Origin of the sequence: Pigmentiphaga daeguensis (assembly GCF_039523035.1) — a bacterium.
Taxonomy (GTDB): domain Bacteria; phylum Pseudomonadota; class Gammaproteobacteria; order Burkholderiales; family Burkholderiaceae_B; genus Pigmentiphaga; species Pigmentiphaga daeguensis.
On sequence record NZ_BAAAEN010000083.1, the window covers coordinates 1 to 803 of the forward strand.

The following is an 803-nucleotide window of genomic DNA, read 5'->3' on the forward strand; positions in this document are numbered from 1 at the left end:
ACGAGACGCCGGTGCAGATGCTCAAGCCCGGGGCGGGCAAGACGCACAAGGCTTACCTGTGGGCCTACACGCCGACCTCCTATGACAGCCTGCGCGCAGTGGTCTATGACTTCACCCCCAGCCGCGCCGGTGAGCACTGCCGCACGTTCCTTGACGACTGGCGCGGCAAGCTGGTGACTGACGATTACGTCGGCTACAAGGCCGGGTTCGCGGCCGGCATCACGGAGCTGGGTTGCATGGCCCATGCCCGTCGCAAATTCCATGACCTGCATGCTAGCAACCAAAGCCAGATTGCCGGCCAGGCGCTGGAACTGTTCGGCGCCCTGTATGGTGTCGAGCGCGACGTGGCTGATCTGCCCGCCGACGAGCGGCAGCGAATGCGAGAAGAACGCGCGCGGCCGATCGCCGAGACGCTGCACCGGTGGCTGATCGCGCAGCGCCAGCGCGTGCCTGACGGATCCGGCACGGCTCGCGCCATCGACTACAGCCTCAAACGCTGGGAGGCACTCGCGCGCTATCTAGACGACGGCCACGCGCCGATCGACAACAATTGGGTCGAGAACCAGATCCGTCCCTGGGCGGTCGGACGTGCGAACTGGTTGTTCGCGGGGTCGCTGCGCGGCGGCCAGCGCGCGGCCGCCATCATGAGCCTGATCCAGTCGGCACGCCTGAACGGGCATGATCCGTATGCCTACTTGAAGGACGTGCTCACGCGGCTGACAACGCAGAGGAACAATCGGATCGCCGAACTGCTGCCACATCGGTGGACACCGGCCACCTGATTGCCGTCGTCAAGGCGTGAT

1 protein-coding gene is annotated in these 803 nt (G+C 65.6%); it reads left to right on the forward strand.

Annotated elements, in window-relative coordinates; all coding sequences use genetic code 11:
- On the forward strand, nucleotides 1-782 hold a 782-nt coding region (gene tnpC / locus ABD104_RS30225), incomplete at its 5' end, for an IS66 family transposase (protein ID WP_343928890.1).
- Between the last annotated feature and the right edge of the window lie 21 nt (nucleotides 783-803).